The sequence below is a fragment of the Ruegeria sp. YTSC106 genome (assembly GCF_059609765.1).
On the sequence record NZ_JBXWMI010000005.1, the window covers coordinates 254,528 to 270,868 of the forward strand.

Below are 16,341 nucleotides of genomic sequence, written 5' to 3' on the forward strand. Positions count from 1 at the left end.
TGATCGGCGTTTACTTCTGCCTGCAGAAGAGGTCGTACACAACTTCCAATATTTGTGTCGATCGATCATCAGCCAATCTGTAGTAGATTGTTTTACCTTCACGCCGTGTTTTGACCAAACCTTCGAAACGCAGTCGGGACAATTGTTGAGATACCGCAGCCTGTCTCGCTGACAGCATCTCTTCCATCTGGGTGACGGACTTTTCGCCCGAGGACAGGTAGCATAAGATCATCAGACGCCCCTCGTGGCTGATAGCCTTCAGGAAGTTTGATGCCGTTTGCGCATTCTCCATCATCTGGTCCAGATCTTCTGCGCACATGTCTTTTGTGAACACTGGCAGTTTCGATGGTTTATCCAACAAGATCGCCTCGCTTTCTCAGCTTCACGCATTCAAAACAGTTTATGTAATTTACCGTCGTTTATCCAGAGGTCTCAATCTGTACCCCTGCGTCACGTAGCAGCACGCCCAACAAACCCCAAAAAAAGTCTTCACCGGGGTACCCTTCGATCCGGCCGACTTCGCGGCCGTTGTTCAGCAAGACAAAGGTTGGAGTGTAGTACAGAGGTCTTCCCAGTTCGATTCCATCCGGCATGGATGCATGGATGTCTACGCGCTGAAGCGGGGCGGCATTTCCTTCCGGTGTTTTCGGGTAAATCCCCGAGATTTCAGCATCCCAGCGGGCACACCACATACACCCATCTTCTTCTGCCATCAGAAGTGTCATTTCCGCCCGTAGAGCCTTGGGAGACACAAACAACGTGATCGCAAGTACAAGCAGGAAAAGGTGGCGCATCTCAAGCTCCGATTGACCGCGGCGACATATCTTTATTACTTTGAATGTATGAATGATAGCTCGCCAGGACAGGTTTGACCATGCTCGACATTACATTTGCAGGAGCTCTGGTCGCAGGGCTGTTGTCATTTCTGTCCCCCTGCATCCTTCCAATTGTGCCGTTTTACCTCAGTTATCTGGCGGGTGTCGGGATGGAGCAGATTTCTGCGAATTCAGCTATTTCCGGCAACGTTCGCCGCAGAGCAACGCTTGCTGCAATCGCATTTGCAGCGGGGATCATAACGATTTTTATGGCTCTCGGAGCCACGGCTTCGATATTCGGACAACTTGTTCGCGAATACTTCGATATCCTTCGTTGGATAGCGGCAGCCATCATCGTGACGATGGGTTTGCATTTCCTTGGGCTGATTCGCATCGGGTTCCTGTATCGACAGTTTCGGGCAGACGTCGGCGAGACATCAAACGTGAGCCTGATCGGAGCATATGTTCTTGGACTGGCATTTGCTTTTGGCTGGACGCCCTGTGTTGGGCCGGTGCTCGCTGCAATCCTGTTTACAGCGGCCGGAACCGAGACGGCTTGGCGTGGAGCGGTTCTTTTGTTCGTCTACGGGGTAGGAATGACCGCGCCGTTTGTTCTGGCGGCTTTCTTGGTTCGCCCCTTCATGCAGTGGATGGCGCGGTTCAGAAAGCACTTGCCTCTGATGGAGAAGGTGATGGGGGCGTTGTTGATTCTGTTCGGCGTCCTGATCGCAACCAACTCCATCAATCAAGTCGCCCAATGGATGCTGGTCCATATGCCCTGGCTTGCAGCCATTGGATAAAACGGGAGGAAAACATGAAGCGAACAATGTCAGTATTGATGGCATGCCTGGTAGGCGTGGCAGTTTCCGCTGCTGAGATTGGCGACGATGGGTTGCACAAAACGCCGTGGATGCGCGACACGTTCAAAGACCTTCGCGAGGATCTTGAAGAGGCGTCAGATGAAGGCAAGCGGTTGGTTTTGTTTATCGAGCAACAGGGCTGCATCTATTGCAAGAAAATGCATGAAGAGGTTTTCCCCCAGCCTGACCTGGCGGCGTTCATCGAAGAGAACTTCTTTGTCGTCCAACTGGATTTGCATGGAAGCACCACCGCCACCGACTTTGATGGGGAAGAGAGCGAGCAAAGAGCGCTGATGCGCAAATGGGGGATTCTGTTTACCCCGACCCTTGTATTTCTTCCCGAAGAGGCGCCCGAGGACGTCACTGCCATTGAAGCTGCGGTTGCAGTTATGCCGGGAGCGTTCGCCAAAGGAACAACTTTGGACCTTTTCACCTGGGTCTACGAGAAGCGGTACGAACTTGATAATGGTGAAGATTTCCAGCGGTATCACGCGCGACGCATTCAGGAGCGAAACAATGTTTCGCAAGATTGAGGGTCGGGGTTATAAATAAAAAAATTCATTGTAATGAATTTAATGTTGCGACAGACCGCACTCGTCGACTACGGTACACAAATGCTTTGGGTCGCAAGGCGCCGTCGGCGTATTAGCAAATGGGAGGGATCATGAAGCTGAGACTCTTAACATTGGTCTGCGCAATGACGGGGGGTGCCGCTTTTGCAGCGGAGACAGACCCGGAAAACGTAACCTATGGTGAATATGGTGAGGTAGAGGTGTCTTTGACCGGCGCCGCCGGTGATGCGGCAAACGGCGCACTTATCGTTGGCGATAAGTCAAAAGGCAATTGCGTGGCGTGCCACGCGGTATCGGCTTTGGCCGACATTCCATTCCAGGGCGAGGTTGGTCCGATGCTGGATGGCGCTGGTGATCGTTGGTCTGAGGCCGAGCTTCGCGGATTGGTCGCAAATGCAAAAATGACGTTCGAAGGCACGGTAATGCCAGCGTTCTACAAGAATGACGGTTATATCCGCCCGGGCGATGCCTATACCGGCAAAGCCCCGACTGAACCACTGACGCCTATCCTGACAGCGCAGGATATCGAGGACGTGGTCGCGTTTCTTGCGACCCTGAAAGAGCAATAGTCGCGCTTTCATAGCGTGATTGTCGAAGATTCAAAGGAGATTGAAAATGGAACTCTCTCGCCGCGAGACTCTGGCCCTTGGGCTGGGCGCCGCGTTCCTGACAATAATGCCGCTCCGTGCAAATGCGGCCGCTGAGGATGCGATTGCCGCGTTTACCGGTGGGGCGGATGTGGCAGACGGCGGTGTGACACTGACGGCACCTGAAATTGCCGAGAACGGAAACACCGTACCGATCGAAGTAAGCGCCCCGGGTGCCACCTCGATTCTGATCGTGGCCGCAGGCAACCCCGAACCGGGCGTTGCAACGTTCAATTTCGGCCCGCTGGCTGCTGAACAAGCCGCTTCAACCCGCATCCGTCTTGCGGGAACGCAAGACGTGATTGCCGTGGCGAAAATGGCAGATGGCAGTTTTGCCAAGGCATCCGCGACCGTAAAAGTTACAATCGGCGGCTGCGGCGGCTGATAGCCACGCATGCCTCGAAGAACAGGAGACTAACCAATGGCATCCGGTGTGAAACCCCGCGTCAAGGTTCCGAAGAAAGCCGCTGCTGGCGAAACCGTCACGATCAAGACACTGATCAGCCACAAGATGGAAAGCGGACAACGTAAGGACAAAGAAGGCAACGTCATACCTCGGTCGATCATCAACCGTTTCACCTGCGAGTTTAACGGCGAAATGGTGGTCGATGTGACGATGGAGCCGGCAATTTCAACCAATCCGTATTTCCAGTTTGAGGCAACCGTGCCTGAGGCAGGTGAGTTCGTATTCACCTGGTACGATGACGACGGCTCTGTCTACGACGAGAAAAAATCGATCGAGATCGCCTGACGGCTCGACCACTAAGGCAGATCAGCGCCGGACATGAATTTTGGCGCTGGTCCACCAAGGGAGGAACGAAATGAATACTAAGGCACTTACGGCGATCGCAGCAGTTCTGGTTTTCCCAGTGGCAGCAATGGCCGGACCGGACGAAGACAATCTGGTGATCAATGGCGAGCTGGACATGACCTCGGTCACCGAAGCTCCGGCGCATCTGGAAAACCTGGACACGATCTATTCGGGTTGGCATTTCCGTACGAATGAGACCCAGGCCCTTCAGATCGATGATTTCGACAATCCGGCGATGATCTTCGTCGACCAGGCCGCCGACCTCTTTGAGACGGTTGATGGGGCTGCCGAAAAAAGTTGTGCGTCGTGCCACGACGGGGTGGAAAGCTTCAAGGGATTGCAGGCTTCCATGCCAAAGGTTGATGACGAAACCGGCAAGCTGGTGGTCATGGAAGATCTGATCAATGAGTGCCGCACGGAGCGTATGGAAGCCGACGCCTGGAAATGGTCCGGTGGAGATATGCAGAGTATGGTCGCTTTGATCGGTCTGCAGTCACGCGGAATGCCCATGAACATTGCCATTGACGGTGATGCCGCCCCGTATTGGGAACAGGGCAAGGAAATGTATTATACCCGCTATGGTCAGTTGGAGCTGAGCTGTGCCAACTGTCATGAAGACAATTGGGGCAACATGATCCGAGCGGATCACCTGAGCCAGGGAATGATCAACGGGTTCCCGACTTACCGCTTAAAACAGGCCAAGCTGATCTCGCGACACAATCGTTTCCGCGGTTGTATTCGTGATACACGGGCGGAAACCTTTGCCGAAGGTTCGGACGAGTTCCGTGCGCTGGAGCTCTATGTTGCCTCGCGTAGCAACGGGCTTTCAGTCGAAACTCCGGCTGTGCGCCAGTAACGAATGACCCGCGTTGGCGATGCCCGGCGCGGGTTTTTCATGAAAACAACATTCACACATTTATATGTGTTATAGGAAAGCTGAAAGATGATTTCTCGACGTGACTTCTTGCAGGTTTCAATGGCGGCATCGGCTCTGTACGGGGCATCCGGGTTTGGCAACTGGGCCAGACTTTCAGCGCAGCAAAGTCTGACGCAGGATCAGCTGCTAGAGTTTGAGACCTTTGGCAATATCAGCCTGATCCATGTCACTGACATTCACGCGCAACTCAAACCGATTTTCTTCCGTGAACCTGAGATAAATCTTGGTATCGGCGAGGCAAAGGGGCAGATGCCGCACGTCACGGGGGCTGCGTTCCGCAAGGCCTACGGAATCAAAGATGGCAGCCCTTCCGCCTATGCGCTGACCTACGACGACTTTGCGGCACTGGCAAAGACCTATGGTCGGGTCGGTGGCTTGGACCGGGTTTCTACCGTCATAAACGCCATCCGTGCTGACCGGCCCGATGCCCTGCTTTTGGATGGCGGCGATACCTGGCACGGGTCTTACACCTGTTACCAGACGGCCGGTCAGGACATGGTCAATGTCATGAACGCGCTGAAACCTGATGCAATGACCTTCCATTGGGAGTTCACGCTGGGCAGCGACAGAGTGAACGAAATCGTCGAAGGTTTGCCCTTTGCAGCCTTGGGCCAGAACATTTTTGATGCCGAATGGGATGAACCTGCGGAATTGTTCAAACCCTACAAGTTCTTTGACCGGGGCGGTGCAAAAGTTGCCGTGATCGGGCAGGCATTCCCATACATGCCAATCGCGAACCCGGGCTGGATGTTCCCTGAATACTCTTTCGGTATCCGGGATGAGAACATGCAGTCAATGGTTGACGAGGTACGCGATGCCGGAGCCGATGTCGTCGTCGTCCTCAGCCACAACGGCTTTGACGTAGATAAAAAAATGGCAGGCCGGGTGCAGGGGATCGACGTGATCCTCAGTGGCCACACTCATGACGCGCTGCCCGAGCCGGTTCTGGTGGGCAAAACACATATCATCGCGTCAGGCTCGAACGGAAAATTCGTCAGCCGCGTGGACCTGGATGTACGGGACGGGCAGTTGATGGGGTTGAAGCACAAGCTGATCCCGATTTTCTCTGATGTTATAGCTCCGGATCCTGCGATCACCGCTCTGATAGATGAGCAGCGCGCGCCGTATGAGACGACGCTCAGCGAAGTGATCGGTAAAACGGACTCGTTGCTCTATCGTCGCGGCAATTTCAACGGCACTTGGGATGATCTGATCTGCGACGCCCTGCTTAAAGAACGTGAGGCAGACATTGCCATGTCGCCTGGCGTCCGATGGGGCCCGTCGATCCTGCCGGGGCAGGAGATTACGCGCGAGGACATCTGGAACGTCACCTCGATGTCTTACCCGAATGCATATCGCACAGAAATGACAGGTGAATTCATCCATGTGATCCTCGAGGATGTCGGCGACAACCTGTTCAACCCTGATCCTTACTATCAGCAGGGCGGCGACATGGTCCGTGTCGGTGGGCTTGGTTACCGCATCGACGTGACCAAGCCGCAAGGGCAGCGGATCAGCGAAATGACCCTGCTCAAGACAGGTGAAGCGATTGATCCGTCGAAAACCTACGTTGTGGCGGGGTGGGCCAGTGTCAACGAAGGTACCGAGGGCCCGCCGATCTGGGATGTCGTCGAAAACCACATTCGCAATCTAGGCACTGTAACAGTGCAAGAGAACACCAGCGTCGATGTCGTCGGCGCATAAGAAACAGATGGAGACCTAAGAGATATGGATGACGCGTTCAAACCGTCCCGCCGGGCCTTCCTGAAAGGCAGTGCCGCGGTCGCCGCGGGGTCAGTTGCAGGTGCGGCAGTGGCAGAAACGCCCGACCCCCTGATAACAGAGCTTCAGGATTGGGCGTCTTACACGGGTGCAGGCGTTGACGAGGCACCTTATGGCATGCCGATAAGTTATGAATCCCATGTCGTGCGCCGCAATGTGGAATGGCTGACCGCCTCTCCGATTTCGTCGATCAACTTTACTCCGATCCACGCGCTTGATGGCACAATCACACCCCAGGGATGTGCTTTTGAACGGCATCACTCGGGCGCAATCGAGCTGCGCAAGGAAGACTATCGGCTGATGATCAACGGTCTGGTCGATCGTCCTCTTGTCTTCACGTATGACGACATCGAACGTTTCCCGCGCGAAAACCACGTGTATTTCTGCGAATGTGCGGCGAATTCCGGGATGGAGTGGGCAGGCGCGCAACTCAACGGTGCGCAATTCACCCACGGCATGATTCACAATATGGAATACACCGGTGTTCCGCTGCGCACGCTGTTGCAGGAAGCAGGCGCCGATATCTCGCCCGACAAGTGGGTCTATGTTGAGGGTGCGGATGCGTCGTCCAATGGCCGCTCCATTCCGATGGAAAAAGCGCTGGATGATGTGTTGGTGGCCTTCAAGGCAAATGGCGAAGCCCTGCGGATGGAGCATGGCTATCCCGTGCGCCTGGTCGTGCCAGGCTGGGAAGGCAACATGTGGGTCAAGTGGCTACGCCGCATCGAGGTTGTAGATAGGGCAGTCGAAAGCCGCGAAGAAACTTCGAAATACACCGATGTTTATGCCGATGGCACAGCCCAGAAATGGACTTGGGTGATGGATGCGAAATCCGTCATAACCTCGCCTAGCCCGCAAATGCCGATCAAACATGGGCCCGGGCCGCTGGTGATTTCAGGGCTTGCATGGTCAGGCCACGGACAGATTACCCGTGTCGATGTATCCAAGGACGGCGGCATCACGTGGGAAACGGCACGCCTTGGCAAGCAGGGCGATTCCAAGGCTTTGTCGCGTTTCTATCTCGACACGAACTGGGACGGGGCACCCATGCTCCTACAGGCCCGAGCAATAGACGAGACCGGCTACGTACAACCAACCAAAGACCACCTGCGCGAAAAGCGCGGGGAAAACTCGGTCTATCACAACAACTGTATCCAGACGTGGTACGTAAGCGCAGAAGGGATCGCTGAGAATGTCGAAGTCTCTTAGTCATGTTTTCCTGCCGGTATTCGGCGGCACAGCGTTGGTGCTTGCGGGGGCGTTGGTCTTTGCCAACAGAAACTACGGCCAATCGAAAATCGAAACTTTGGAAACCCGGGTGGGTCAGATTGAGGCCCACGCAGCAGCCGCACAAACAAAAGCACAGGCAGAAGCCGACAGGGCAGCCCAACTGGATCTCAAAGTCCAGGAAATTCAGGCTGCTGCTGAGGAGCGGTTAGCAAATGGGGCGAACCTGACCGCACCTGCACCGAGCCGTGGTGGCATATATGGGATTGGACGCCCCGCCTTGGAGGAGGAGATCGCGGCCTGGGATGTTGATGTTCTGCCGGACGGACGTGGCTTGCCGGTCGGTTCGGGCGACGTTTGGACCGGGGAAGAAGTGTTTGCCGACCGCTGCGCGTCATGTCACGGCGAGTTTGCTGAAGGTGTGGACAACTGGCCCGTTCTTGCCGGCGGGTTCGACACGCTTGCAAACGAAGATCCCGTGAAGACCGTAGGGTCTTACTGGCCGCATTTGTCTACCGCCTGGGATTACATTTCCCGATCAATGCCATTTGGTGAGGCAGGCACTTTGACCGCGGATGAGACCTATGCGATTGTTGCATACATCCTGTATTCAAATGATTTGGTGGATGACGATTTCGAACTGAGCAACGAAAACTTTGCCGAATTCGAGATGTACAACAAGGACGGTTTTGTTGTCGATACGCGACCCGAGACCGAGTACGCTGAATGGCGCGAAGAACCTTGCATGAAGAACTGCAAGGCAGAGGCCGCTGTCACGATGCGCTCTGTTTTTCTGGTCGAGACGCCGCCAGAAGGTGGGTCGAACTCGGTGATGAATGATGCCACCGTGGAGGGGCTGCCGACATTCACTGCGGACGGCCCGTCGTTCATTCCGGCCGCAGCACCAAAGCCCGAGGAAGAAGCCGCGGCGGAACCGGCCCTTCAAGAAGCCGAAAAGACTGACGACGCGACCGAACTGGTTGCCGCCGGAGAGAAAGTCTTCAAGAAGTGCAAAGCCTGCCATCAGGTGGGTGAAGGTGCAAAGCACAGCACCGGGCCGGCATTGAACGGGGTTGTCGGGTCCAATGCAGGATCGGTCGAGGGGTTCAAATACTCCAAGGCAATGAAAGCCGCAGCCGAGGCCGGCCTTGTTTGGACGGATGAGGAAATGGCGGCCTTCCTGACAAAACCCAAGGACTACATGAAGGGCACGCGAATGTCTTTCGCGGGGCTAAGGAAGCCGGATGATATTGAGGCCGTGATTGTCTACCTCAAATCGTTCGGAAGCTGATCATGCGGTGGTCGAACATAGTGGCGTGCGCGGCGGTTCTGGCGGCTTTCGCCACATCGACCTACGCAACCGAAGACCTTGGTGATGCCGAGGCCGGGAAAACAGTGTTCGCCAAATGCACAGGCTGCCATCAGGTTGGCGAAGGAGCTGAAAACAAAATCGGCCCGCATCTGAATGGTGTCTTTGGGCGCAAGGCCGCGGGTCTCGATGGTTTCAATTATTCCAAGAGCCTTGTGCGCGCGGGAAATTCAGGTCTGGAATGGCACGCTGACACTTTGTCGGCCTATATCGAAAATCCACGTGCATTTGCGTCGGGTACAAGGATGAGCTTTGGCGGCCTGAAAGACCCGGAAGACCGTGCCAACGTGATTGCCTATTTGCGGGCGTTTTCAGACAATCCTCGTGATATTCCCGAAGCGGACCCAACCGCGAAAGGTACGGATCATTCCGTCGATCCAGCAATCCTGGCGATTCAGGGAGATCCCGAATACGGCGCATATCTCAGCAGCGAATGTACGACGTGCCACCAGATCAAAGGGGGTGACCAAGGTATCCCATCGATCGTCTATTGGCCCGACGAGGACTTTGTTGTCGCCATGCACGCATACAAGGACAAACAGCGGCCACATCCGGTTATGCAAATGATCGCCGGAAGGCTGAGCAATGACGAGATTGCGGCTTTGGCCGCCTACTTCAATAATCCAGAGTGACTGTGCCTAAGGGGAGGAAACGCGATGACACTCAATAGACGTACATTTCTAGGAGCCACCGGGGTTGTGGCAGCCGGACTATCTGCGCCGATGGTTCTGGCTCAGGGCAGACCCCGGGTCGTTGTTGTCGGCGGCGGCGCAGGCGGCGCTACTGCAGCCCGCTATATCGCCAAGGACAGCAAAGGTGAGATCGACGTGAAGCTGATCGAGCCGTCACGGACCTACTACACCTGCTTCTTCTCAAACCTGTATCTGGGAGGGTTTCAGGAACTTTCGGATATCGCCCACAGCTATGGCACGCTTGCAGCTGAATACGGGATCAACGTGGTCCACGATTGGGCCGTCGGCGTGAATCGCGATGCCAAGACTGTTTCGCTGGCGGGTGGTGGCTCAGTTCCGTACGACAAGCTAATCCTGAGCCCTGGTATCGATTTTGTCGACGGGTCAGTTGAAGGCTGGGATGTCTCGGCGCAGAACAAGATGCCGCATGCGTACAAGGCGGGCTCTCAGACGGAACTTCTGAAGGCACAGATCATGGCGATGCCGGAAGGCGGTACCTTTGCGATGGTTGCTCCACCAAACCCGTACCGGTGCCCGCCCGGGCCCTATGAACGGGTCTCGATGGTTGCGCATGTTCTGAAAGCAAACAACCCAACTGCGAAAATCATCGTGGCAGATCCGAAGCCGAAGTTTTCGAAGATGGCATTGTTCCAGGAAGGCTGGGCGAACCACTATGAAGGCATGGTCGACTGGATCGGCGAAGACTTCGGTGGCGGCAATGTCTCGGTAAACCCGGACGCGATGACGGTGACCATCGACGGAGAAGAGACCAAAGTCGACGTCTGCAACGTGATCCCGGCGATGAAAGCCGGACGTATTGCGGAAATGGCCGGAGTGACCGACGGCAATTGGGCGCCGGTGAACGCCGCGGACATGTCCTCCAAGGCTGATCCGGACATCTATGTCCTTGGCGATGCCAGCCAGCAGGGTGACATGCCGAAATCCGGTTTCTCGGCCAACAGCCAGGCTAAAGTCTGTGCGAATGCAGTGCGGGGCGCGTTGACCGGATCCAAGGTGTTCCCGGCTAAGTTTTCCAACACCTGCTGGTCGCTGATCGACACAGATGATGGCGTCAAGGTTGGTGCAACCTACGAGGCGACGCCCGAAAAGATCGCCAAAGTCGACGGCTTCATCAGCCAGACCGGCGAAGATGCCGATCTGAGAAAAGCAACGTACGAAGAGTCGCTGGGTTGGTATGCCGGTATCACCTCGGACATGTTCGGATAGAAGTTTTCGGGGGTTTTGACACTGGTCAAAGCCCCTGAAGTTCAATCTGAGAAAATGCGGCTCAGGAGGAGGATCAAAACCATGAAACATTTTATCGTTACGGCCGCTTTTTTTGCAGTCTCCGCAAGTCAGGGACTCGCGGAAGAGATCATCACTGCTCCCTTTGACGGAAGTTTTGATGATGCCACCTTTGCCGTCGAATCCGCCATTGTCGGGCAGGGGCTGGTCATCGACTATGTGAGCCACGTTGGCGAAATGTTGAACCGAACGGGCGCTGATGTCGGCAGCGACAAACAGATATTCGCGGCAGCGGACATCTTTATTTTTTGCTCGGCAAAGATTTCGCGTGAGGTGATGGAAGCTGATCCGATGAATATCGGCTATTGCCCATACGGGATTTTCGTGACCGAGGGCGATGACGGGGTGAAGGTCGGATACCGAAGCTATCCGGACGGCCCAATGCAAAAGGTCCAGACCCTGTTGTCCGGAATCGTTGAAGAGGCTGTTGGGGATTGAAATGAACTACCAGCAGTATTTTCGTGATCAACTTGGTCACCTGAAAGAAGAAGGAAACTACCGGGTTTTTGCGGACCTCGAACGTCAGTGCGGCGCGTTTCCAAAGGCGCGCAGTTACTCAGGGGATGGTCCCAAAAAAGTCACTGTCTGGTGCTCGAACGACTATCTTGGAATGGGTCAGCACCCAAAAGTCCTCGCAGCCATGCACGGGGCGATTGACAAAAGTGGCGCTGGGGCAGGGGGAACGCGGAATATCTCGGGAACCACGCACGAACATGTGCTGTTGGAGCAGGAGCTTGCGGACCTTCACGGCAAGGACGCGGCATTGCTGTTCACGTCCGGTTACGTATCCAACTGGGCCGCCTTGGGAACCCTGGCGTCCCGCATTCCTGGCATCACGGTTTTGTCCGACGAATTGAATCATGCCTCGATGATCGAGGGGATTCGTCACAGTCGTTGCCAAAAGCGGATCTGGAAGCACAACGATCTTGCGGACCTTGAAAGACACCTTGCAGACTTGCCTGCAAATGCGCCCAAGCTCATAGCGTTTGAAAGCGTCTATTCCATGGACGGCGACATTGCACCGATTGCCGGGATCTGTGATCTGGCGGACCGATATGGCGCGATGACCTATCTGGATGAAGTTCACGCGGTCGGGCTTTACGGTCCGCGCGGCGGAGGCATTGCCGAGCGCGAGGGCCTGATGGACCGCCTGACCGTGATTGAAGGTACGTTGGGCAAGGCGTTCGGCGTGGTCGGAGGATACATCGCGGCGTCGAAGGAACTTGTCGACTTTGTCCGATCTTTTGCCAGCGGCTTTATTTTCACCACTGCTTTGCCTCCGGCCGTGGCAGCAGGTGCTGCGGCTTCGGTTAAGCACCTGAAGCAAAGCAATGCAGAGCGACAACAGCACAAAAAGCGGGTGCGCGAAGTCCGGGACAGGCTGGACGATCAGGGTATTCCCCATACTCCAAACCCAAGCCATATCATTCCGGTCATGGTCGGCGATCCGGTCAAGTGTCGCTTCATCTCTGATATACTGATGCGTGACTATGGGATTTACATCCAGCCCATCAATTATCCAACTGTTCCCAAAGGAACGGAGCGTCTGCGGATTACGCCGTCGCCGGTGCACACCTCTGAAGACGTCGACCGTCTGGTATCCGCATTGGGTGAGTTATGGACGCAATGCCAATTGGCGCGCAGGCCGATGGCCGCGCAATGACGAGGATAACTTGACCGAAGACAAGGACGCACACGCAACCAAGTGAGAATTTCTGTTCATGGAGAGGCTCATCGATCTACTGGGAGACCCGGGCGCCTTGGCATTTGCCGGAGTGCTCGTCGGTATCTTGTTCGGCGTGACGGCTCAGATATCTCACTTTTGTTTGCGAGCGTCGACTGTCGAAGTCGCCGAAGGTAAGTTTGGTCCCCGTTTGGCGGTTTGGCTGATCGCCTTTACCGCAGCACTAACGCTGGTACAGGCGCTTGTCTCGCTTGAATTGCTGGACCTTTCAGTAGCACGCGCCATCGCGTCAACCGGAAGCCTTAGCGGCGCGGTAATTGGTGGGGCGATGTTTGGCATAGGCATGGTTCTTGCGCGCGGATGCGCATCTCGCCTGCTGGTCTTGGCCTCCTGCGGCAATCTGCGTGCCCTCGTGACAGGACTAGTTTTGACCTTGGTGGCCCAGGCGGCCTACACAGGTGTTCTCAGCCCGGCCCGTGAAGCGATTTCCGGTCTGTGGACCATCTCAGGAGGCGCACAGCGCGATCTTTCTGAAATAATCGGACTTTCGCCACCGGCCTATGCAGCCGTTGCCGCAATTGGATTTGTTCTGGCAATTGTGTTTGCATTTCATAGGAATGTCGCACCTGCAAAGATCGTGACAGCCGCAGGAGTTGGCGGGGCAGTGGCGCTTGGGTGGTTTATGACATATTCCATCGCGCAAGCTTCTTTCGAAGTCGTACCTGTGTCTTCAGTGACGTTTACAGGCCCGGCCACAGACACGCTGATGGCGTTGGTTGCAGAGCGAAATGTCGTGCTGTCTTTCGGTATCGGCCTTGTTCCCGGCGTGGCCATTGGCGCAGCAGGATCTGCTATTGTTACTGGCGAGTGGAGGATTGAACGCTTTGGCTCGGATACCCCGATGGAACGGTACCTGGTCGGAGCTGTCCTCATGGGGTTCGGAGCGATGCTGGCCGGAGGCTGCGCCGTGGGCGCCGGACTTTCAGGCGGGTCCGCCCTGTCATTGACAGCCTGGCTTGCCGTTTTCTTCATGTGGGTTGGGGCGATAGGCACGCACAGGTTTTTGATGCGGCTACCGGTACTGCAGCATTCCTGAGTTACTCGAACTCCATCTGCTCGAAAACGCGCCCGGCATTCTTTGTTGCCAGCTCATCGTACGTGTCCAGATGGGCATAGGGGGACTGATCGACATAGTACGCTTCAGTCAAATCGCCGCCCGCGTCCATATGCTCCTGGATTTTGGTTCGCAGGTATAACAGGTAATCCCGTGTATAGCGGCGCACCTGATCCATGTTCGTAGGATGACCGTGTCCGGGTACGACATATGTGGCATTCAAAGCCTCGAACTCGTTGTCCCATGTTTCAAGCCAATCCGCGGTATAGGTATTCTGAAAGATCGGCAGCATGCGCTCGTGGAACGCCATGTCACCCGCGATGACAAGGCTTTGGTTTGGCAACCAGATCGAGATATCGCCGGGACTGTGGGCCGGACCGAGGTATTTGGCTTCGATCCGGAAGTCGCCCATCTCAACCACGTATTCATCATCGAATGTCTCGGTTGGGCCTGCCAGAAACGTTCCCTCTGCCTTGTCCTGATTGTATCGTTTCATTCCCTCCAAAATTTGAGGGCCATACTCCTCGAACTCAGCTGCTGCATCCGAATGGGCGACGATTGGAACGCCGTTTTCTGACCAGTAGGCATTGCCAAGCATCGCGTGCCCCTGACCGTTCTCGTTGAAGACAAGCGTGACCGGCTGATCCGTAATCGCCTGAATTTCCTTGTGAAGCGCTTCGGCAAGGACATAGGCCGCGCCGCCGTTGACAACGACCACGCCCTCACCGGTCACGATGAAGCTCAGGTTGTTGTTGTGACCAGAGTTTTCGTAGGTCGGTGGAGCGGTTGCGCCAATGGCGGAATAGACGCCAGGGATGAATTCGACCGGCTTGGAATACAGAACACTTTGCGGATACTGGTCTGCAATATCCTCGCTTGCCCAAGCTGGTGTGACGAAAGCAACCGCAATCACGAGTGATCGAATCATGACGCCTCTCCAATGAATCTGTAGGCCGAGCCGGTCTTTTCGACGCGGCCAATTCCACCGTTCGGCAGGTGGAAGCCAACTATTCTCATTTTCTCTTCCGAAACCTGATCCAGCAGTGAGTAACGCGCAGCTGCGGCGATCTGGGGATCCTGATCCGTTCCACTGTGCCAATCGGGGTGTTCAAAAGCCACGTGAGGATTTCCGAGCGCGTCGCCGACAACCATCACCGACTCATTCCCATTTCGAAGCTCAAAGGCCATGTGACCGGGCGTGTGCCCAAAGCTTGCCCGTGCAGCAATACCCGGAAGTATCTCATGCCCATCCTCAAAGAACGCGACCTGATCCTCAATTGCTTCCAATCGCCGTTTGGCACCGGCCGCGAACGCGGTGCGATCTTCGCCAATCGTGTCCACCGTTGAGGGGTTCCACCAATAATCCCATTCTTTACGCCCAATGTGGTGCGTCGCATTTGGGAAAAGAAGGTCGTCGAAATCATCCAGAACACCCCAGATATGATCAGGGTGTGCGTGGGTGAAAACCACATGCGTGACACTCTCGGGTGACAGGTCGTTTTTTTCAAAAGTTTCCGCCAGTTTGCCGGACGTGGGCATGAAGTCTGGCCCCGCTCCAGCATCGAAAAGCACGGTGTTTTCATCATCTCTATAGAGCGTGAGGTTGCACTCTGGCTCGTACTTGGTGGCGTCCGCTTGATTGCGGATCAGGATTTGCTCGAGCTCCTCTTTGGGCATGGCTCCGAAAACAACATCATGTGGCAATGACAGGTGTCCGTCTGACAGGGTTGTAATTCGGGCTGAAGGACCGAGCTGCAACTCTGCCTGTACGATCCTGGCTTGAGCTCCAAGTGCCGCGAGGCACGTGGCATTGAACATGAAACTGCGTCGAGAAAAAGAAATTTGATCCATTCACAATCATTAAAATGAATGTTATTATTTGTAAACGATGAAAGTTTTGAAATGGATGTCATTCTACGACCCTATGGAATGTAGAATTCCTGGGTAATTTGAAGCGATTTGCAGTTGTCTCACAGATCGTTTTTACCTGTGAGACCGCAATTGCAGAGAGCGTTTGGAAGACATATTGCAGGCGCTCATCTCCTGATCAGCCTCACTCGAATGATTCAGTTTGGTTGTTGCTTCGTGACCTTGGTCGGTCGACACGAAGGTTTCCTACGCTGGCGGGCGGTGCCCCATTGCACCGTCGGTGCGTCTTGTGTTGCTGTGTTTCCTCCGTTCTTCGATCCTGTTTCGTGCCCGGTCCGGATTGTAGAAGATTCCGCTGAGGAAAAGACGGTGTCGGTTAGATCCATGAATCGCTTGGTATGTGACTTCTGATCAGAGGAGGGGCTCTGCCGCTCATTGACGGCGGCGTCAGACAGGGGGCACGACTTTCCACCAAAAAATCCTGCCCCATCTGTGTCAAAGCGCATTGTTCTCATCCCGCTGTGCTAGTAAGGAAATTGCACGTTCTTTGGGGACTGCGCCGTGCGGGCGTGATGGAATGGTAGACATATCAGACTTAAAATCTGAAGGGCGTATGCCCGTGTGGGTTCGAGTCCCACCGCCCGCACCAAAACTTTA

General features: G+C 55.2%; 18 protein-coding genes and 1 tRNA gene. 15 read left to right on the forward strand and 4 right to left on the reverse strand.

What is annotated here, in order from left to right:
- Positions 1 to 10: 10 nt before the first annotated feature.
- Positions 11 to 319, reverse strand: a complete 309-nt coding sequence (locus AC2FEB_RS09585) for an ArsR/SmtB family transcription factor (protein ID WP_117872807.1) — start codon at positions 317 to 319, stop codon at positions 11 to 13.
- Positions 320 to 419: 100 nt separating this feature from the next.
- Entirely contained in the window at positions 420 to 794 is a 375-nt protein-coding gene (locus AC2FEB_RS09590) for a thioredoxin domain-containing protein (RefSeq protein WP_117869623.1), read from the reverse strand.
- An 80-nt stretch (positions 795 to 874) separates the two neighbouring features.
- Here AC2FEB_RS09590 and AC2FEB_RS09595 point away from each other — a divergent pair, with 80 nt between their 5' ends.
- The 14 genes from AC2FEB_RS09595 to AC2FEB_RS09660 all read left to right on the forward strand — a co-directional run bounded on the left by AC2FEB_RS09595 (position 875) and on the right by AC2FEB_RS09660 (position 13,797).
- Positions 875 to 1,615: a cytochrome c biogenesis CcdA family protein gene (locus AC2FEB_RS09595; protein ID WP_496674025.1), complete on the forward strand. Its 741-nt coding sequence runs from the start codon at positions 875 to 877 to the stop codon at positions 1,613 to 1,615.
- A gap of 14 nt (positions 1,616 to 1,629) precedes the next feature.
- Positions 1,630 to 2,208 (forward strand): thioredoxin family protein, encoded by a 579-nt coding sequence (locus tag AC2FEB_RS09600; protein ID WP_496674028.1) that lies wholly within the window; start codon positions 1,630 to 1,632, stop codon positions 2,206 to 2,208.
- A gap of 131 nt (positions 2,209 to 2,339) precedes the next feature.
- Positions 2,340 to 2,816 carry a sulfur oxidation c-type cytochrome SoxX gene (gene soxX / locus AC2FEB_RS09605; protein WP_496674031.1) on the forward strand — a complete coding sequence of 159 codons (477 nt, stop codon included), beginning with the start codon at positions 2,340 to 2,342 and terminating at the stop codon, positions 2,814 to 2,816.
- Positions 2,817 to 2,862: 46 nt separating this feature from the next.
- A complete protein-coding gene (soxY, locus tag AC2FEB_RS09610) occupies positions 2,863 to 3,279 on the forward strand; it encodes a thiosulfate oxidation carrier protein SoxY (protein ID WP_117869619.1) in 417 nt (138 codons plus the stop codon).
- 36 nt (positions 3,280 to 3,315) lie between these two features.
- A complete protein-coding gene (gene soxZ, locus AC2FEB_RS09615) occupies positions 3,316 to 3,645 on the forward strand; it encodes a thiosulfate oxidation carrier complex protein SoxZ (RefSeq protein WP_117869618.1) in 330 nt (109 codons plus the stop codon).
- Between the two features lie 70 nt (positions 3,646 to 3,715).
- Positions 3,716 to 4,561: a sulfur oxidation c-type cytochrome SoxA gene (soxA, locus tag AC2FEB_RS09620; protein WP_496674035.1), complete on the forward strand. Its 846-nt coding sequence runs from the start codon at positions 3,716 to 3,718 to the stop codon at positions 4,559 to 4,561.
- An 87-nt stretch (positions 4,562 to 4,648) separates the two neighbouring features.
- Entirely contained in the window at positions 4,649 to 6,346 is a 1,698-nt protein-coding gene (gene soxB, locus AC2FEB_RS09625) for a thiosulfohydrolase SoxB (RefSeq protein ID WP_496674038.1), read from the forward strand.
- A gap of 24 nt (positions 6,347 to 6,370) precedes the next feature.
- Complete coding sequence (soxC, locus tag AC2FEB_RS09630; protein ID WP_496674040.1) at positions 6,371 to 7,633, forward strand: sulfite dehydrogenase; 1,263 nt, start codon at positions 6,371 to 6,373, stop codon at positions 7,631 to 7,633.
- Complete coding sequence (locus AC2FEB_RS09635) at positions 7,617 to 8,942, forward strand: c-type cytochrome (RefSeq protein ID WP_496674043.1); 1,326 nt, start codon at positions 7,617 to 7,619, stop codon at positions 8,940 to 8,942. The genes soxC and AC2FEB_RS09635 overlap by 17 nt, the downstream gene beginning before the upstream one ends.
- A gap of 2 nt (positions 8,943 to 8,944) precedes the next feature.
- A complete protein-coding gene (locus tag AC2FEB_RS09640; RefSeq protein ID WP_299898768.1) occupies positions 8,945 to 9,652 on the forward strand; it encodes a c-type cytochrome in 708 nt (235 codons plus the stop codon).
- A gap of 24 nt (positions 9,653 to 9,676) precedes the next feature.
- A complete protein-coding gene (locus tag AC2FEB_RS09645; protein ID WP_496674046.1) occupies positions 9,677 to 10,939 on the forward strand; it encodes an FCSD flavin-binding domain-containing protein in 1,263 nt (420 codons plus the stop codon).
- An 81-nt stretch (positions 10,940 to 11,020) separates the two neighbouring features.
- On the forward strand, positions 11,021 to 11,455 hold the full coding sequence (locus AC2FEB_RS09650) for a DUF302 domain-containing protein (RefSeq protein ID WP_496674049.1): 435 nt from the start codon (positions 11,021 to 11,023) through the stop codon (positions 11,453 to 11,455).
- Between the two features lies 1 nt (position 11,456).
- The gene (hemA, locus tag AC2FEB_RS09655) at positions 11,457 to 12,680 is read left to right on the forward strand and encodes a 5-aminolevulinate synthase (protein WP_496674052.1); all 1,224 of its coding nucleotides are present in this window, start codon (positions 11,457 to 11,459) and stop codon (positions 12,678 to 12,680) included.
- Positions 12,681 to 12,738: 58 nt separating this feature from the next.
- Complete coding sequence (locus AC2FEB_RS09660; protein ID WP_496674055.1) at positions 12,739 to 13,797, forward strand: YeeE/YedE family protein; 1,059 nt, start codon at positions 12,739 to 12,741, stop codon at positions 13,795 to 13,797.
- Between the two features lies 1 nt (position 13,798).
- On the opposite strand, the gene AC2FEB_RS09665 is transcribed toward AC2FEB_RS09660, so the two are convergent.
- Both AC2FEB_RS09665 and AC2FEB_RS09670 read right to left on the reverse strand, forming a co-directional pair.
- Entirely contained in the window at positions 13,799 to 14,743 is a 945-nt protein-coding gene (locus AC2FEB_RS09665) for an MBL fold metallo-hydrolase (RefSeq protein WP_117869608.1), read from the reverse strand.
- The gene (locus tag AC2FEB_RS09670; RefSeq protein WP_496674058.1) at positions 14,740 to 15,666 is read right to left on the reverse strand and encodes an MBL fold metallo-hydrolase; all 927 of its coding nucleotides are present in this window, start codon (positions 15,664 to 15,666) and stop codon (positions 14,740 to 14,742) included. Before AC2FEB_RS09670 ends, AC2FEB_RS09665 begins: the two co-directional genes overlap by 4 nt.
- A 581-nt stretch (positions 15,667 to 16,247) precedes the next feature.
- Between AC2FEB_RS09670 and AC2FEB_RS09675 the strand changes: the two genes are divergently transcribed.
- Positions 16,248 to 16,333: transfer RNA gene (locus tag AC2FEB_RS09675), tRNA-Leu, on the forward strand.
- Positions 16,334 to 16,341: the final 8 nt, after the last annotated feature.

Coding starts and splice junctions, on each gene's coding strand:
- AC2FEB_RS09585 (WP_117872807.1), bottom strand. CDS start 319: ATGTGCGCAGAAGATCTGGACCAGATGATGGAGAATGCGCAAACGGCA.
- AC2FEB_RS09590 (WP_117869623.1), bottom strand. CDS start 794: ATGCGCCACCTTTTCCTGCTTGTACTTGCGATCACGTTGTTTGTGTCT.
- AC2FEB_RS09595 (WP_496674025.1), top strand. CDS start 875: ATGCTCGACATTACATTTGCAGGAGCTCTGGTCGCAGGGCTGTTGTCA.
- AC2FEB_RS09600 (WP_496674028.1), top strand. CDS start 1,630: ATGAAGCGAACAATGTCAGTATTGATGGCATGCCTGGTAGGCGTGGCA.
- soxX (WP_496674031.1), top strand. CDS start 2,340: ATGAAGCTGAGACTCTTAACATTGGTCTGCGCAATGACGGGGGGTGCC.
- soxY (WP_117869619.1), top strand. CDS start 2,863: ATGGAACTCTCTCGCCGCGAGACTCTGGCCCTTGGGCTGGGCGCCGCG.
- soxZ (WP_117869618.1), top strand. CDS start 3,316: ATGGCATCCGGTGTGAAACCCCGCGTCAAGGTTCCGAAGAAAGCCGCT.
- soxA (WP_496674035.1), top strand. CDS start 3,716: ATGAATACTAAGGCACTTACGGCGATCGCAGCAGTTCTGGTTTTCCCA.
- soxB (WP_496674038.1), top strand. CDS start 4,649: ATGATTTCTCGACGTGACTTCTTGCAGGTTTCAATGGCGGCATCGGCT.
- soxC (WP_496674040.1), top strand. CDS start 6,371: ATGGATGACGCGTTCAAACCGTCCCGCCGGGCCTTCCTGAAAGGCAGT.
- AC2FEB_RS09635 (WP_496674043.1), top strand. CDS start 7,617: ATGTCGAAGTCTCTTAGTCATGTTTTCCTGCCGGTATTCGGCGGCACA.
- AC2FEB_RS09640 (WP_299898768.1), top strand. CDS start 8,945: ATGCGGTGGTCGAACATAGTGGCGTGCGCGGCGGTTCTGGCGGCTTTC.
- AC2FEB_RS09645 (WP_496674046.1), top strand. CDS start 9,677: ATGACACTCAATAGACGTACATTTCTAGGAGCCACCGGGGTTGTGGCA.
- AC2FEB_RS09650 (WP_496674049.1), top strand. CDS start 11,021: ATGAAACATTTTATCGTTACGGCCGCTTTTTTTGCAGTCTCCGCAAGT.
- hemA (WP_496674052.1), top strand. CDS start 11,457: ATGAACTACCAGCAGTATTTTCGTGATCAACTTGGTCACCTGAAAGAA.
- AC2FEB_RS09660 (WP_496674055.1), top strand. CDS start 12,739: ATGGAGAGGCTCATCGATCTACTGGGAGACCCGGGCGCCTTGGCATTT.
- AC2FEB_RS09665 (WP_117869608.1), bottom strand. CDS start 14,743: ATGATTCGATCACTCGTGATTGCGGTTGCTTTCGTCACACCAGCTTGG.
- AC2FEB_RS09670 (WP_496674058.1), bottom strand. CDS start 15,666: ATGGATCAAATTTCTTTTTCTCGACGCAGTTTCATGTTCAATGCCACG.